This window comes from Nonomuraea sp. NPDC000554 (assembly GCF_040300065.1).
Classification (GTDB): domain Bacteria; phylum Actinomycetota; class Actinomycetes; order Streptosporangiales; family Streptosporangiaceae; genus Nonomuraea.
Map to the genome: position 1 here is coordinate 1 of NZ_JBEPDC010000036.1, position 14,653 is coordinate 14,653.

14 protein-coding genes and 3 pseudogenes are annotated in these 14,653 nt (G+C 68.0%); 9 read left to right on the top strand and 8 right to left on the bottom strand.

The window, feature by feature from the left end; all coding sequences use genetic code 11:
- Nucleotides 1-256 precede the first annotated feature (256 nt).
- The 3 genes from ABT294_RS43615 to ABT294_RS43625 all read right to left on the bottom strand — a co-directional run bounded on the left by ABT294_RS43615 (nucleotide 257) and on the right by ABT294_RS43625 (nucleotide 2,086).
- Nucleotides 257-1,072: a recombinase family protein gene (locus tag ABT294_RS43615; RefSeq protein WP_350812368.1), complete on the bottom strand. Its 816-nt coding sequence runs from the start codon at nucleotides 1,070-1,072 to the stop codon at nucleotides 257-259.
- A 183-nt stretch (nucleotides 1,073-1,255) separates the two neighbouring features.
- Nucleotides 1,256-1,528, bottom strand: a complete 273-nt coding sequence (locus ABT294_RS43620; RefSeq protein WP_350812369.1) for a Rossmann-fold NAD(P)-binding domain-containing protein — start codon at nucleotides 1,526-1,528, stop codon at nucleotides 1,256-1,258.
- 99 nt (nucleotides 1,529-1,627) lie between these two features.
- Nucleotides 1,628-2,086, bottom strand: a complete 459-nt coding sequence (locus tag ABT294_RS43625; protein WP_350812370.1) for an SDR family oxidoreductase — start codon at nucleotides 2,084-2,086, stop codon at nucleotides 1,628-1,630.
- A gap of 74 nt (nucleotides 2,087-2,160) precedes the next feature.
- Between ABT294_RS43625 and ABT294_RS43630 the strand changes: the two are divergent.
- From ABT294_RS43630 to ABT294_RS43640, 3 genes and pseudogenes are all read left to right on the top strand, one after another.
- Nucleotides 2,161-3,078: pseudogene (locus ABT294_RS43630) on the top strand (AraC family transcriptional regulator); the annotation flags it as partial.
- A 363-nt stretch (nucleotides 3,079-3,441) separates the two neighbouring features.
- A complete protein-coding gene (locus ABT294_RS43635) occupies nucleotides 3,442-3,738 on the top strand; it encodes a hypothetical protein (RefSeq protein WP_350812372.1) in 297 nt (98 codons plus the stop codon).
- Nucleotides 3,739-3,752: 14 nt separating this feature from the next.
- Entirely contained in the window at nucleotides 3,753-4,532 is a 780-nt protein-coding gene (locus ABT294_RS43640; RefSeq protein ID WP_350812373.1) for a neutral zinc metallopeptidase, read from the top strand.
- A gap of 653 nt (nucleotides 4,533-5,185) precedes the next feature.
- Here the strand turns inward: ABT294_RS43640 and ABT294_RS43645 are convergent.
- Nucleotides 5,186-5,512 (bottom strand): annotated as a pseudogene (locus ABT294_RS43645) (transposase); the annotation flags it as partial.
- A gap of 221 nt (nucleotides 5,513-5,733) precedes the next feature.
- Here ABT294_RS43645 and ABT294_RS43650 point away from each other — a divergent pair.
- Both ABT294_RS43650 and ABT294_RS43655 read left to right on the top strand, forming a co-directional pair.
- Complete coding sequence (locus ABT294_RS43650) at nucleotides 5,734-6,285, top strand: RNA polymerase sigma factor (protein WP_350812374.1); 552 nt, start codon at nucleotides 5,734-5,736, stop codon at nucleotides 6,283-6,285.
- Nucleotides 6,278-7,426, top strand: coding sequence for a CU044_5270 family protein (locus tag ABT294_RS43655; RefSeq protein ID WP_350812375.1), 1,149 nt, complete (start codon nucleotides 6,278-6,280; stop codon nucleotides 7,424-7,426). Before ABT294_RS43650 ends, ABT294_RS43655 begins: the two co-directional genes overlap by 8 nt.
- Before the next feature lie 595 nt (nucleotides 7,427-8,021).
- Here ABT294_RS43655 and ABT294_RS43660 read toward each other — a convergent pair.
- Nucleotides 8,022-8,510 (bottom strand): hypothetical protein, encoded by a 489-nt coding sequence (locus ABT294_RS43660; protein WP_350812376.1) that lies wholly within the window; start codon nucleotides 8,508-8,510, stop codon nucleotides 8,022-8,024.
- Between the two features lie 195 nt (nucleotides 8,511-8,705).
- On the opposite strand from ABT294_RS43660, the gene ABT294_RS43665 reads away from it, so the two are divergent.
- Both ABT294_RS43665 and ABT294_RS43670 read left to right on the top strand, forming a co-directional pair.
- A complete protein-coding gene (locus ABT294_RS43665; protein WP_350812377.1) occupies nucleotides 8,706-9,710 on the top strand; it encodes an MFS transporter in 1,005 nt (334 codons plus the stop codon).
- Nucleotides 9,711-9,716: 6 nt separating this feature from the next.
- Nucleotides 9,717-10,094, top strand: a complete 378-nt coding sequence (locus tag ABT294_RS43670; RefSeq protein WP_350812378.1) for an MFS transporter — start codon at nucleotides 9,717-9,719, stop codon at nucleotides 10,092-10,094.
- A 202-nt stretch (nucleotides 10,095-10,296) separates the two neighbouring features.
- Here the strand turns inward: ABT294_RS43670 and wrbA are convergent, their stop codons facing one another.
- On the bottom strand, nucleotides 10,297-10,905 hold the full coding sequence (gene wrbA / locus ABT294_RS43675; protein ID WP_350812379.1) for an NAD(P)H:quinone oxidoreductase: 609 nt from the start codon (nucleotides 10,903-10,905) through the stop codon (nucleotides 10,297-10,299).
- Nucleotides 10,906-11,107: 202 nt separating this feature from the next.
- On the opposite strand from wrbA, the gene sigJ reads away from it, so the two are divergent.
- On the top strand, nucleotides 11,108-12,031 hold the full coding sequence (sigJ, locus tag ABT294_RS43680) for an RNA polymerase sigma factor SigJ (protein ID WP_350812380.1): 924 nt from the start codon (nucleotides 11,108-11,110) through the stop codon (nucleotides 12,029-12,031).
- 220 nt (nucleotides 12,032-12,251) lie between these two features.
- Here the strand turns inward: sigJ and ABT294_RS43685 are convergent, their stop codons facing one another.
- A complete protein-coding gene (locus tag ABT294_RS43685; protein ID WP_350812381.1) occupies nucleotides 12,252-12,815 on the bottom strand; it encodes a TetR/AcrR family transcriptional regulator in 564 nt (187 codons plus the stop codon).
- A gap of 77 nt (nucleotides 12,816-12,892) precedes the next feature.
- Here ABT294_RS43685 and ABT294_RS43690 point away from each other — a divergent pair, with 77 nt between their 5' ends.
- Nucleotides 12,893-14,164, top strand: coding sequence for an MFS transporter (locus ABT294_RS43690; protein WP_350812382.1), 1,272 nt, complete (start codon nucleotides 12,893-12,895; stop codon nucleotides 14,162-14,164).
- Between the two features lie 301 nt (nucleotides 14,165-14,465).
- Here ABT294_RS43690 and ABT294_RS43695 read toward each other — a convergent pair.
- Nucleotides 14,466-14,573, bottom strand: a pseudogene (locus tag ABT294_RS43695) (TetR/AcrR family transcriptional regulator); the annotation flags it as partial.
- Nucleotides 14,574-14,653: the final 80 nt, after the last annotated feature.

Genomic DNA, 14,653 nt, shown 5'->3' on the forward strand with positions numbered 1-14,653 from the left:
GACCCGATGCACACCTCCACCAGCACTCCAGCTGCACATCACCACTCCGCGCGCACTCCGATGAGTCGTCGCATCAAATGCAACTCATCGGGGTTCCTGCTCGGTAAGTGCTTCTATGTCAAGCCATCCGGGAGCTCCCGGTCACTCGCAGCTACTTTGCGTCTGGTGACACGGACCCGAGCGGAGGGCCTGCTCGACACGCGCACCCTGCGTGACCTGGGACGACGACCCTGGAATGTACCTCATTGCAGCACTCTTACCGACAGGCCTTCTCCCGCGCCGACGTGGCCGGGGGCTTGCGTTCCTTCCATGACGGTGCTAACGAGAGCGCCCGGGCGCGCAGGCTGCGGGCGTAGGCCGCCATGTCGTCGTCGAACACCTTCGGACGGCCGCCGTGGCGTCCGCGCTCGCGTGCCGAGGCCTGGCCCTCCAGCGACTTCTCCCGGATGTACTCGCGTTCGGACTCGGCCATCCCGGCGAAGAACGCGAACAGCGCGGCCCCGTGCCCGCTCGGGTCGTACACGCCCAGCAACTCCAGCTGGATATCGGCCCGCCGCAGCTGTTCGGCGATGGTCAGCAGCTCGGCCGCGCCCCGCCCCAGGCGCTTCATCTCATGCACCGTGAAGATCACCCGCTGATGCGGAACCGCCGTCTTGATGGTGCGGGCGAAGTCCATCGCCTTGCTGAACTGCGGCCGCACCTTCACCCGCGTGCTGATCTTCTCCGAGAAGGTCGGCTCACACCCCGCCTGGCGCAGAGCGTCCAGCTGACTCTGCAGCTCCTGCTGCACGGTACTGCACCGGGCATAACCGACTCGGGTGGGCTTGGTCCCGGCCCCGGCGTCGGCGGCCTCGCGAGCCGGGCCCGCCACCCAGACCCGGCTGGGACCGCGATCGACGGGCGTCCTCACCTCCAGCTCCGCCCGCAGTTGCGGCACCAGCATGAAGCGCGGGGTGTGGTACTTCGGCGTGACCTTCCCGCCCCGCGTACGGCAGGCGCTCCCAGCCGGCGCCTTACACGTCGGACAATCGAAGCCCTCGACCGCGGCCGCCGGATCGGCAAGATCGCTCATGTCGCAACACCTACCGCGCACGCTGTTGTGAGAACACGGTTTTGCGAGAGGTTATGAGAACGACGGCCGGAGACAAACCGGACACCAGTCGGCGGGTCGGCACTACGTGTCAGAACTCCTCATTTCTGAGAACACACGGGAGTTACGATCGTCACTCAGCGCTACATACCGCCGACTTCAAACTCAGTCACCCCAGACTCCGGCTGCGGCGGCCGTCTTGATGTAGTTGGTTAGGGGCCGGGGGTCGCGGCCGAGCGCGCGTCGTACGCCGTCGCTGACGTGTTCGCCGGCGCCGTCGCGGATCCGGCCCAGAAGTTCGGCCACCAGTTCGGCCGCCTCGGCCGGCACCCCCTGAGCCGCCAGCGCGGCGGTGAACTGGGAGGCCTCCAGTGGCGTGTAGCGGATGCGCCGCCCGGTGGCCTCGGCGATCAGCTCGACGGCGGTGCGGAACGACAACGGTTCGGGGCCCGACAGCTCATAGATCTCACCCGCGTGGCCGTCCCGGATGAGCGCCGCGGTCGCGACGTCGGCGATATCGTCGGCGTCAACGAATGCCTACCGGCCCTCCCCGGCCGGCAGCGCCAGTTCCCCCGACAGGATCGGCTCCAGGAACAGATCCTCGCTGAAGTTCTGCGCAAACCAGGTCGGCCGCACAATCGTCCACTCCAGGTCCGTCGCGCGCAGCGCCAGCTCGACCGGCTCCTGAAACGGGCACGCCGCACCGGCCACGCCGCGTGCCGACAACAGCACCACCCGGCGGACACCGGTCTGCGCCGCGGCCGCGAGGAACTCTCCCACGGTGGCCGCCGCAACGGACTCGTTCATCGGGATGAGGTAGATCGCGCCCGCGCCGGCCAGGGCTGGCTTCCAGGTGTCACGGTCGGCGAAGTCGAATCTGGGCCTGCCGGAACGGGAGGCCGCACGGAAGGGATGGCCGAGCTGGTCGAGCCGGGCGACGACGCGGCGGCCGGTCTTGCCCCGGGCGCCGAGCACGAGAATGGGTGAGATGGACATGGGCCCAGCACATCAGGTGTCGCGGGAGACGATCCATGGCCATCCATCTTGTACGCATGTGGGATCGTCTCATCATGGATGTGCTGGAGGACTATCTCGCGGGTGTCCGGGCGCACGGTGCGGTCTTCTGCCAGTCGGTCGCCGAGCCGCCGTGGGCTGTGCGGTTCAGCGATCCCGCCCCGCTGGCGCTGGGCGCGATGCTTCGCGGCGAGTCCTGGATCGTGCGCGCCGGCCTGGCTCCCGTCCCGGTCCGGGAGCGAGGCGTCGTGCTGGTGCGCGGCCTGCGGCCGTTCACCGTGGCCGATCGCCCGGACACGGAGCCTCAGGTGATGATCGACGGTGCGGAGAACTGCTGGACGACGACCGGCGGCCCGGCGACAGCCGGGGACAATCTCGTGCTGGGGCCGCGCACGTACGGATTCCGTTCCGACGGCTCCGACCTGTTCGTCACCGCCGAGTACCCGCTGCGTGGCGACGTGTCCGAGCGTCTGCTCAAGGCGCTGCCCGAGGTGGCCGTCATCCCGTCGGAGCCGGAGTTCGCGCCGTTGCTGGACCTGCTGGGCGTCGAGATCGGCCGCGAGGAGCCGGGCCAGCAGGTCATCCTCGACCGGTTGCTGGATCTGCTGCTGGTCCGGGCCCTGCGGTCATGGTTCGCGCGGTCCGACGTCGAAGCACCGCCCGGCTACCGGGCCCTGGCCGACCCACGGATCGGGCAGGCGCTGCGTCTGATGCACGCACACCCGTACCGCCAGTGGACGGTCGCGGCCCTGGGCGCGGAGGTGGGCATGTCGCGGGCGGTGTTCGCCCGTCGCTTCACCGCGCTGGTCGGGCAGCCGCCCATGGCCTACCTCACAGAGTGGCGGATGACCATCGCCGCCGACCTCCTCCGCGCGCCCGGCGCCACCGTCGCCGCCGTGGCCAGAAGAGTCGGGTACGCCGACGGGTTCGCCTTCAGCAATGCCTTCAAACGGGTTCGCGGCATGCCGCCCAGCAACCTGGTCCATTCCCACGGTAGCGATCTGGCCGACTGGCAGGGCCACGGGTGCGGACAGGCCGCCTGCCAGGCCTGCGGGGCCGCTGGCGACCAGTTCCTCCCGTACACCGGCCGCCCTGGTGCACGCTGTGCTACGTCGGCATCGTCGCCCGGCCCGACGCTGCCGGGCCGGGCGACGTGCTGCGCTGCAAGTCCGGCGGCGTTGGCAGCTACGATCCCGCCGACCACCGCTCCTCCCTGGGCCGTCGTCGCCGACCCGGCCCAGGGCCTGACCACCCGCTGACCCTGCGGCCGTGGTCATGGCGCCCGCACCCCGTAACGCCAAAATACGGTCCGATCCTCCCCGGAGGCCATCGAGCGGTTGGAGCGGTTGCTGGCGGACGCGCGGCAGGCGCAGGCGGCGGCGGAGCAGGCCGGGCGACAGGCCCGTGGGGAGAAAGACCGGGCGTGGGAGCACGTGGACGGGCTTACCCGCCGACTGGAGGCGATCGACGCGGACCGGCTACGGGCCGAGCGTGACGATCTGCGTCTGGAGAACGCGAACCTGCGGGCCCGGCTGGTGCTCGGCGATCGGTCGGAGCTGGCGCGGGCGCGGGAGACGATCGCCCACCTGGAGGCGGGTTTAGCAGCCGCCGAGCGGCGTTCTGTCTCCCTCTAACTAAGATGCCGATCATGCGTTTTTCCTCCCTTCTCGCTGCAACCACGCTCGCCTGTCTGCTGTTATCCGGCACCGCACACGCGGCGTCCGCCTACCCCATACGGGACCGAGTTCTGACCGCGAACAAGCTGTACCGTACGGGCGAACTCCGGGCGAGCCAGTGCGCGGAGCGCGATGTCAAGCCGAACGATGTCGCCGCAGCCAAGCGGTACTTGACTGCGGTGCTGAACTGTCTCAACCGGTCGTGGGGCGCGCACTTCAAGCGGGCGGGCCTGCCCTTCACCAAGGCCAGGATCGGATTCATCACCAAACCACGCAAGTACTGCGGAGACTCCTGGGGCTCCACCTCGGCCACCTACTGCAACGCAGAACGGCGCTTTCTCGTCCTGCTGGACGACTCTCTGCTCGAAGATCCCTCTGACCTGTACCTGTTCGGTCTGGCCGCCCACGAGTACGGGCACCACGTGCAGAACCTGACTGGGATCGCCCGTGCCTACGATCGCTATCCGTTTCGGAACAAGACCGAACTGAACGAGCAGACTCGCCGCATGGAGTTGCAGGCAGAGTGCTTGAGCGGGGTATTCATCGGCAGCGTCTGGGACGCCCTGAGAGAGCGCAGCAAAGAAGACTGGGAAACTTTGCTGGAGATCACGCGGAACAGTGGGGACGAGCAGGACAAGATCCGCTCCCACGGCAGGGGACGCAACATCGCTGTCTGGCTCGACAAGGGCTTCCGCGCCACATCCCCGCAAGTCTGCAACACCTGGACGGCCTCCGCATCCAAGGTTTCCTAACCACGGATAGCCCCCCATCTGCTGAGTACCTCGGTGAGCGTCGCAGGATCGGACGCTGACGCAAACCCCACCATGCCGCTTTCCTCCCCCTTGATCGTCTGACGTCCCGGTGCTGACCGGGCGGCGCGACCGCGAAGTCAATCCGTGTCAGCATCAAGGGGGAGCCGTGACCACGGCTAAGAGCGACATCAACAAGCGCATCAAGGAACTGACCTCCGCTCTGGAGACGAAGTCCGCCCGGCTCAACGACATCTCGAACTCGATCACCGACGAGACGGGCAAGGGTCACCTGGTCCTCTCGACCGAGGCGCACGCCGACTACACCAAGACGCTCGGCGAGGCGCGCGAGATCAAGGCCCTGATCGAGGAGCAGAAGGAGCACCTGGGCATCGAGCGGTACCTGGACGAGCCCAACGAGCCCAGCCACGCGGCCCGCGACGCCGTGGCATCCGCGCACGGCAAGCAGCACAAGAGCCTGTCCGAGGCGTTCCTCGACTCCGACGCGTACGCCGAGATGAAGTCCGGCCAGTTCCGGCAGCTTGGCCAGGTCGCCGAGTTCGAGCAGGGCCTGTACTCGTTCGAGCGGAAGGACATCTTCTCCCTCTCGGCGGGCACGCACACCACGCCGGCGTTTGGTAGCGCTGAGAACGTGGGTCTCTCCGAGCGGCAGCGCCGCCCCGGCTTCCCCGTCGCAGCCGGTGGTGTTGCTGGTCCGGCGGGACTGGGATCACCGCACGGATGCCGCGCTTGCGCAGGTGGTTTCGGATCGCGCGGGAAGAGTACGCCTTGTCGGCCAGAACCATGTCGGGCCTGGTGCGAGGCCGACCGCGCGGTCGGGGCACGCGCAGGCGGTCCATCACCTCCGTGAAGGCAGGCGCGTCGCCTGCCTGGCCGGCGGTGAGATGGAAAGCCATCGGCCGACAGCGGTCATCGGCAGCAAGGTGGATCTTCGTCGTCAGTCCGCCGCGGGACCGGCCGATGGCATGGTCGTCCGGTTCGCCGGCCGGGGCCCCCTTTCTTCACGCGAAGACCAACGACCAGCGGCCGCACGAGACACGGCCCTAGATCATTTTGTTAACCCCGATCCACAGGTCTTCACTATTGCTCCAAGGCGGCCGCCGCGTGAAAGCACTACAAGGCTTCGGGCAACAAGAGGTGTTCAGCACCTACAGCATCACCCGACCTCAGCGGAGTTGCCTGCATGGCTACACCACCCGACCTCACCGACCCGCCTGATCTCCGGGCCGGCTGGGGGGAAATCTTTACCACGCACTTCGCGGGAATCCATCGCTACATCGCCGGGCGGCTGACCGAAGACATTGCCGACGATCTGGCCGCCGAGGTGTTCCTGGCGGCGTACCGGGGAGGCTACGACGCCTCGCGCGGCGCGGTGCGGCCCTGGTTGTACGGGATCGCCACCCATCTCATCGCGCGGCACCACCGGAATGAGATGCGCAAGTGGAAGGCACTCAGCCGGACGGCGGAGCGGCTGGAACACAGCCATGAGGACGCCACCTTGACGCGGGTGGCGGCCAGTGAGTTGACCGGCAGGCTGGCTGGAGCACTGGCCGGTCTCAACCGCAGGGACCGCGACGTCGTCCTGCTCCATGCGCTGGGCGGCCTCAGCCACGCCGAGGTCGCCGCCGCCCTGAACATCCCGGCCGGCACGGTCGCGTCCCGCCTCAACCGGGCCCGTAAACAACTTCGCAAGGCGCTCGACGACGTCAACCCTCTGGAGGACAATCATGGATGAGTTCGACCTGCTGGCCAGGTCCCTCCCCAAGACGTCGCCGCCGTCGCCGGAGGTGGTCGACAGGGCGCACACCCGGCTGTTGGTGATCATGCACGAGCCCGTGCGGCGCGTCCGGCGCCGCCACGTCTCGTGGGGATGGACGGCTGTGGCGACCGTCGCCGTCATCACCGCCGTCATCGCGTTGGTGTCGGTCCTGACGCCGGCTCCCGCGCCGGTGATCGTGCCTGCCCGCGGCAACGACGCGCTACTCGGGCTCGCGGACGATGTCGCTCGGCTTCCTGACCAGACCAGCGCGTACTGGCGCAGACCACTGCTCAACGGCGCGCTGATTCGGGTGAAGGCCGAAAAGGAGACGTTCAACGTGCTGTCCGTCTCTCGTGTCGACCTCTGGCAGCCCCGTGATCCACGCAATCCTGTCCAGGCGCGGAGTCGGGAGGAGTACGTGCGTCCCGCCACCCCCGCCGACGAGCGCAGCTGGAGGGCGGCCGGCTCTCCGTCGGTGGTCCAGCAAGTGTGCAGCCCGGGCAGGCCTGCCAAGGACTGCAGGAAGGAGCGGGTGAGCAGCGAGCCCACCGAGTGCGTATACACGCGTGCCGTCGAACCGGGCGGCGTGTTCGGCGACCGGCGGTTGGGCGACCTCACGTTGGCCGACCTCGCGGCATTGCCCGCCGACGTCGACGGGCTGCGAGAGAAGCTGCGCGGCTACTGGCAGGCGGATGCGGATAGCCAGAGCTTCGAGGAGTTCCTGTCCGGCTCGGGGGCACTGCTGGAGATGCCGGTCAGCCCCGCGGTAAGGGCGGCTACCCTCCGTCTCCTGGCCGGACTGCCGACCACCAAGGTAGGCGGAACGATCACCGACCCGCTCGGGCGTCCAGGCCTTGCGGTCACCTTCATCAAGAGCGAGGGATTCACCACCGAGTTCGGCGCGGACGACGAGGTGGCCGAGCGGTACACCACCATCCTCGACCCCAGGACCGGCACCGTCTTGGCATCCGCTGCCGCGATCGCGGACGAGAGCACCGAAGGGCTCGCCAAGGGCACATACCTGGACTTCACGGCATGGGCCTCCGAGGCGGGCTGGACCAACGACAGACCGGGTCGGCCTCGTAGCTGCAGGCTCAGCGACCGGCCCATTCCATGATCATGGCCGGAGGCACCCCGCCTCCGGCCATCCACGCCAAGCTGCCTCAGCCCGGCGCACTAAGGCGACCCTTCGAGTTCGGATGCTCGTCACCCTCGGCGTCCAGGTGCTCATCGACCTCTCCGAGCAAGCTTCAACCCTCCGCACGGATCGCTGACCTGCTGACGCAGCTGCGGCGCAGGAGAGCGCCGCCATCCGGCCTGCCCGAACCCACCAACGAGGACTCTTGCAAGACCAACGCGGTTCCGGGTGCATGGCGTGATTCTTCGGTGCTCTTGTACCGCCAAAATCCGGTCCGATCCTCCCCGGAGGGCTCTCCCGCTCCCGCTCGGCCGCTTTCTCGGCGCGGTCGAGCGTCCGGGGGTCTCGGTAGTATCGGCGAAATTTTCAACGGATACGCAGGTCAGAGCCTCCCGTGAGGACCTTCGAGTACAGCCTGGAAGAGGATCCCTGACCTGCATTGACGTTGTTTCCTGCGCCGTTTCTACCGGCACCCCACCTCTGATTGCCAGCGTGATCTCGGCAGGGAGAGCTCGAGCGCCGTGGATGCTCGGCGAGCTGTTGCACGTAGGCCACGCCGGACCACTGAGGCCCGCTACGCCTCCAGTGGTGCGGTCGTGGCTGCCCTGAACCGTTCGTGGGCGGCCTGTTTGGAGATGCCGATTGCCTCTCCCACCTCTGTCCAAGTGGCGCCAGCTTCCTTGGCTCCGGCTACGGCCTGGTCGAGCAGGGTGCGTTGCCAGCTCTCCACCTGGCTCAGCAGGGTGAGGGCGGCGAGCGGACGCTCGCCGGCCAGCTGCACGATCCGTTCGCACAGCAGGTTCGACTTGCTCACCAGCTCCACGGGCGGCGCGGCGGCGAGCAGGGGCGGGACATGCCTGCTCCACCACCGGTACTCCGCCTCCTTCGCTCCCTCCGGCGTGGCCGGGAAGCGGCGCCGGTCGGCCCATCCGCAGGAACATGTTGCCTGGTAACCGATGAAGGTCTTGGTGAAGGCGCTCGCGGAAGGGGCCAACTCGCCGTTAGGGAGTACTGGCGCGGCGAAGCCTTTGTGGTTGGGGATGTCAGGGGACTCGAACGTCATAGTCGTCAAGGATTCCTGACAACTATGGGTCTATGCAAGTGCTGTGGCGCGTTAGATGGGGTGCCGGTAGAAACGGCGCAGGAAACAACGTCAATGCAGGTCAGGGATCCTCTTCCAGGCTGTACTCGAAGATCCCCACGGGAGGCTCTGACCTGCGTATCCGTTGAAAATTTCGCCGATACTACCGAGACCCCGGTGAGTGCCGCCGGCCCGAGCGTCCCGGACGCGCGCCAGCTGCGTACGATCCTGATCGCCGTCTGTATCGCGCTGATGGCCGTCATCGCCTCGGTCTCCGGGCTGAACGTCGCCCAGCCCGACCTTGCCGTCGAGTTCGACGCCTCGCAGGGCACGATCCTGTGGATCATCAACATCTACACCCTCAGCCTGGCCGCACTGCTGCTGCCGCTCGGCGCGATCGGGGACCGCTGGGGCCGCAAGCCCATGCTGATCATCGGGCTGGCTGTCTTCGGCGTCGCGAGCGCCGCGGCAGGTCTGGCCCCGACGGCTGAGGTGATGCTTGCCGCGCGGCTGGCGAGTGGTGTCGGCGGGGCGATGATCATGCCTATCACCCTTGCGGTCATCACCTCCACCTTCCCCGAGGAGGAGCGCGGACGGGCGATCGGCGTGTGGACGGGTGTCGCCGGAGGCGGCGGCATCCTGGGCATGTTCCTCTCCGCCACCCTGGTCGACGTCGCGAGCTGGCGGTGGTTGTTCGTCCTGCCCGTGGTCCTGGTCCTCGTGGCCCTGGTCATGGCGCTGCGGTCCGTTCCCAACTCTCGCGAGGGCTTCGGGCACGCCTTCGACACCGTCGGCGCGCTGGCCTCCATCGTGGCCGTGGTCGGGCTCATCTTCGTTCTCCAAGAGGGTCCGGAGCGCGGTTGGACCACGCCCGCGACCCTGATCAGTCTCGCCGTCGGCATCATCGCCGCAGTCGGCTTCGTCGCCTGGGAACTGCGCCGCCGGGATGCCGCGCTCCTGGACGTGCGCCTGTTCCGTGAGCGCCGACTGGCCGGCGGCTCGATCACGCTGCTGGTGGTCTTCGGTGTTCAGGCGGGTATCTTCGTGGCCCTCTTCCCGTTCTTCCAGGCTGTCCTCGGCTGGTCGGGGCTGCTGTCCACGCTGGCGCTGATGCCCATGGCCGTGCTGATGATGATGACCTCCGGCCTCGCCCCACGGCTGGCCGCGCGTATCGGTCCCTGAGCGACTATGGCCACAGGCATCCTCCTGGCCGGTGCCGGTCTGGCGGTCATGGCCGCCATCGTCTCCGTCGGCGGTGGCTACCTGTCCTTCCTTCCTGGCATGCTCGCCATGGGTATCGGCATGGGCCTGTCGATGACGCCCTCCACCGAGGCCATCACCAGCGCCCTCCCGCAAGAACGCCAGGGCGTCGCGTCCGCACTCAACGACGTCACCCGCGAGTTCGGCACCGCGCTCGGTGTCGCCCTGCTCGGAGCGCTCCTGTCCTCCGGGACAGGAGCCGCCGTCATGGCCGCCCTCTTTCTCTACGTCCTCGCCCGAGGACCACGGCAACCCACTCGCACACCAGCGAACGAACCGGAACCAGCCAACGCGACCGCTCCGTAGCCTCGGACCACCGCGAGAAGCCTCCAATCGGTGGCTGAGCAAGCGAGCCACACCCGGCCCGCATGCCCCCACACTCCACCGACAAGTCAATGCCGGTGGGCTCCCACAAGCACCTGTGGGAGCCCACCGGCTCATTCACAACCCGGCCAGCTAGCGGATGCTGCTGGTCATCTACACCCTCGGCGCTGCTGGAGCGGCTCGGCTAGGCAGCGCGGCCGGCTTTGAGCGCGGCGGCGGTGTCGACGGCGCGCCGGGCCTGGAAGCGGGCCGCTTCCAAGACCACGTCATTGGGCGCGCCGTCGCCGGCCACGTGGGAAGTGCCGTAGGGGTTGCCCGATGTGAACTGGACGGGGTCGGTGTATCCGGGGGGCACGATGATGCCGCCCCAGTGGTAGAAGGTGTTCCCGAGCGCCAGGATGGTGGATTCCTGTCCGCCGTGGGCGGTGTTGGAGGCGGTGAAAGCCGAGTACACCTTGCCCGCGAGCCTGCCGTGATACCACAACGGGCCGGTGGTTTCGATGAACGCCCTGAGCTGGCTGGCCGGGTTGCCGAAGCGGGTGGGGGTGCCGAACAGCACCACGTCGGCCCAGTCCAGGTCGTCGTGGCTGGCCTCGGCGACATCGGCGGTGTCCTGGAGGTGCTGGGCCCAGGCCGGGTTGGCGCTGATCGCTGCCGGTGGGGCGGTTTCGGCGACCTTGCGCAGTCGCACCTGTGCGCCGGACTTCTCCGCCCCCTCGGCGGCAGCTTGCGCCAGGGCGTGCAGGGTGCCGGTGGAGCTGTAGTAGATGATTGCGGCGTTGACGGGTTCCATGATCGGCTTTCGTCCTTCTCGTGTTCTCTCCGGTGGTGCCGCTGGCGCCGGGCCACGGCGGGGCTGGTGCGCCGCCAGCTTGGTCTGACCAGTACGACAAGACAGCCCGGCACAATGTGAGGCGAGGCGTCAGCCTCACATTCCGGCGGGCTGTCTTGTCGTACTGCTGACAGCATGTGCGGTACAAGGAAGCCGGGACACTATGACCATCCAGCCCGGGGCAGGAGACAGCCTGCTCGATCCGAGCCTGAGCGCGATCATGAGCGAGCGGCGTCAGCTGATCAACCTCGCATACCGGCTCCTCGGCTCCCTGTCCGAGGCCGAGGATGTCGTCCAGGAGACCTATGCCCGCTGGTACGCCATGTCCCGGCAGCAGCAGGAGACCATCGAATCGGTCGGCGGCTGGTTGACGACGGTCGCCAGCCGCATCTGCCTGAACCTGCTCGGCTCGGCACGGGCCCGGCGCGAGAGCTACGTGGGCGAGTGGATTCCCGAGCCGCTGCCCGAACGTATGGAGTGGTCGGGTGGCGCCACCGTTGACCCGGCCGATCACGTCACCCTCGACGAGTCGGTCAACATGGCCTTCCTCGTCGTGCTCGAATCGATGACCCCGGCCGAGCGCGTCGCGTTCATCCTGCACGATGTCTTCCGCTACTCCTTCGCCGAAGTAGCTGAGATCGTCGGCCGTACCCCGGCGGCCTGCCGGCAGCTGGCCACCTCGGCCCGCCGCCGCATCCGCGACTCACAGCCCCCCGCCAACCCGACAGCCCACCAGGCCGGCATCGTCAGAAGCTTCAAGCAAGCCTGGGAAGCCAAAGACATCGGCGCCCTCATCGGCCTCCTCGACCCCGACGCCACGGCGACCGGCGACGGCGGCGGCCTCGTCAGCGCCGTGCTTCGCCCGATCGAAGGCGGCGAGCAGGTCGCACGCTTCTTGGTCGAGCTCGCCGACGGGGCACCCGACCTGGCGATCGTGGAGCGCACGGTCAACGGTCAGCCCGGTCTGGTGGCTCAGCTAGATGGCGTCACCGTGGCGGTGTACGCGTTCGACGTCGCAGGTGACCGGATCAAGCACCTCTGGGCAGTACGCAACCCCGAGAAGCTCCGGCCTTGGACAGCAGGATGACGCGCGTCTTTCGTATCACCAGAGACACGACTCCGACGTGTCTCTTCACATTCCCCGCAGGTTGACACGACCACCACTCATCCGTGGACTGCTCCAGGCTGCGACGGCGGGAGGAGCGGGCCGCCACCAGTTCATATCTGGCAAGGTAGCGATCAGTGGTGGGGCGCGAGCTGGGCGAGGGCCGTCCGGCGCGGACGCTGCGTTTCGCGAGACCGCCCGATCAGCGGGGGCGGAGACCGTCGAGTGCGACCTCGATGTACCGCCGCCAATCGCCCGCAGCGTTGCGGATGACCGCCGCCAGGCCGCAGATGACCATGTTGACGTCCCCGGCCGTCACGTCCTGCCCGACCGTGCCGCGCGCCCGCGCCTGGTCGATCAGCTCCGCGACGATGGCGAGCAGCGCCTCGCGAGTCTCTCCCCGCGGCTCTGTCGATCCCATGGCGTTCTCGATCACCTCGGACATGCCGCGATCGCCGGCCAGCACCTCACCCACGTGGTGCAGGAACCCGGCCAAGCCTTGAGCCGGATCGTCCGCGTCGGTGAGCTGGCGTGCGGCGGCGACGATGTCGTTGGCCCGGTGCTCGGCGATGGCCTCGATCAGGGCCTCCCGGGTCGGGAACTTGCGGTAGAGGGTCCCGATGCCGACGCCCGCCACCCGTGCGACCTCCGACATCTGCACGTCGTAGCCGTACTCGGCGAACAACGCGCGAGCCGCCTCCAGGACACGATCTCGATTGCGCTCGGCGTCGGTACGCGTCTTGCGGCGGGTCTGCGGAGTTGACATCCCAAGCGATCCTCTGTCTAGACTTCAATTCGGAATCCGGATTCCTCATTCCGTATTATGCACGAGAGGCCGACTCCATGTCGAAGGAGCGTTTCATTCTGTTCTCACTCCATCCAAAGCGGTCGACGGGGCGTTCCGGTCGGGCGCTACTGGTGTGGGGATTGCTGGTGGTGGCGGCGAATCTACGGCCGAGCTTGACCGGTGTCGGGCCGTTGCTGGATCGCGTGCAGGCCGATCTGGAGTTGGCTCCGGCCGTGGCGGGTCTGCTGAGCACGCTGCCATTGCTGGCGTTTGCCGTCATATCCCCGATGGTTCCGCGACTTGCGGCGCAGTGGGGGCCCGAGCGGCTCCTCTGGGGTGCGCTCGTGGTGCTGACGCTCGGGATCGCGGTCCGGTGGGTACCGACGGCAATCGGGCTGTTCGCGGGAACCATGCTGATCGGGGCGGGAATCGCCGTGGGCAACGTGATCCTGCCGAGCCTGATCAAGCGCGACTTCCCTACCAGAGTCGGACTGCTGACCAGCGCATACGCCACTGTGATGGGGGCTGTCGCCGCGGTGGCTTCCGGGGTGGCGGTGCCGATCAGCCAGGTCGCCCCTGGTGGTTGGTACACCGCGTTGGGTTGCTGGATCGTGCTCGCGCTGGTGGCTGTCGTGCTGTGGCTCCCGCAGCTGCGGACTTCGCGGCCGGCCTCGGAGGCGATTCGCAGACACCGGTTGCCGTGGGGATCGGCGCTGGCGTGGGCGGTCACGGCGTTCATGGGATTGCAGTCGCTGGGCTTCTATGTCGTCGTAACGTGGTTGCCTCAGGTGTTCCAGGACAGTGGAGTAACCGCGGCCGCGGCGGGATGGCTGCTGTTCCTGTTCCAGGCGGTCGCGGTGGTGACCAGCCTGGCGGTGCCCGCCGCGCTGCGCTGGGCGCGTGACCAACGCGCGGTGGCGACGGTAAGTTCGCTGGTTTTGCTCGCCGGCTGCCTCGGACTCTTGGTGGCGCCGGGATGGGCGTTGCTGTGGAGTGTTGTGCTCGGGCTGGGCGGCGGAGCTTGCCTTGTGCTGGCATTGGCCTTCCTCGGCCTGCGTGCCCAGGACGCAACCGTGGCGGGCACGTTGTCAGCGATGGCGCAGTCGATCGGCTACCTGCTGGCCGCCGCAGGACCGGTGATTTTCGGGCTGCTGCACACCGTCAGTTCCGGCTGGCAGGCACCCATCATTCTGATGTGCGTCGCTGCGGCCGGCCAGGTGATCGTCGCGATGGTGGCCGGCCGGGGCACGGTGCCGCCAGCCGACGGCCAGGCACCCGAGCGCGCCCCCTCGTCGGCACCAGATCGCGCTCCTTCGCCTGGGCATTAACCCGGGCATTGGGCGATTGGGGTGTGCCACGAACCTGAGAGGTCGTTGCCAGGTGAGCATGCTGACCAAGATTGTCGCCGGAGTTCGCACGGACCTGTGGGCGCGGATGGCCGAGGTGGGCCTCGAGGCTCTGCGGCGTCGGGCCGAGTCCCGTCGTCGCCCGCGTGGTGACCAGCAGCGGGTAATCGGCCGTCACCGGTGCGCCTTGCCGACCTCGTCTGGGGTTCATTCCGGCGAAGAGCGCGTGGAGTACGCGGTCGATGTAGGCGTGCGTCACCGGCTGCTGTGTGATCAGCAGTCGGAAGTACAAGGGACCGGACAGGATCTCGAACGCCGGGTCCAGGTCGACGTCGGGTGCGAGTTGCCCCGGCTCCTTGGTGGCTTTGAAGCGAGCCAGAGGGCTCGCCATCCAGCACTCACGGCGATCATCCGCACGGTCGCCGTGATCAACATGGTCAACCACATCACCGCGACCATCAAGCAGCCCGC